This window comes from Acinetobacter sp. WCHAc060006, from assembly GCF_004209135.1.
In the GTDB taxonomy this organism is placed as follows: domain Bacteria; phylum Pseudomonadota; class Gammaproteobacteria; order Pseudomonadales; family Moraxellaceae; genus Acinetobacter; species Acinetobacter cumulans.
Genome location: NZ_SGSS01000100.1, coordinates 1 through 716 on the forward strand (window position 1 = coordinate 1; position 716 = coordinate 716).

The following is a 716-nucleotide window of genomic DNA, read 5'->3' on the forward strand; positions in this document are numbered from 1 at the left end:
TGATTATCGTCAAATTTCTCAGTTGATTTTCAATATGTTTTCATTCGACCAAGTGCAACTGACTTTAGATAGAACCAATTGGAAATGGGGAAAACGAAATATTAATATCCTGATGCTCGCAATCGTTTATCGTGGAATAGCGATACCTATCCTTTGGACATTGCTTAATAAACGTGGAAATTCAGATACGAAAGAGCGCATTGCTTTGATTCAACGCTTTATAGCCATTTTTGGTAAAGACCGTATTGTGAATGTGTTCGCAGACAGAGAGTTTATCGGTGAGCAGTGGTTTACATGGTTAATTGAACAAGACATCAACTTCTGCATTCGTGTTAAAAAAACTTCATTGTCACCAATCATTTAGGAAAGAATCATAAAATTAGTGATTTATTTCGCCATCTTAAAGTTGGTCAAATTGAATGTCGTAAACGACGGATTTTGGTTGGTCGGGTGAAACTATATATAAGTGCACTACAGTTAGAAAATGGAGAGCTTTTACTCGTCGTTTCTCCTCAGTTTAATGCCAATGCTATTCAGGATTATGCATTACGCTGGGAAATTGAAACCTTATTCAGTTGTCTCAAAGGACGCGGGTTTAATCTTGAAAATACGCGCTTGACAGACCCTAGACGAGTGAAAAAATTGATTGCGGTGTTAGCTATAAGCTTCTGTTGGTGTTACTTAACGGGTGAATGGCAACATGATCAAAAAAAAGC

The 716-nt window shown here is 37.2% G+C and carries 1 pseudogene; it reads left to right on the top strand.

The annotated features are described in order from the left end of the window. Window positions 1–716, top strand: a pseudogene (locus tag EXE29_RS17365) (IS4-like element ISAba1 family transposase); the annotation flags it as partial.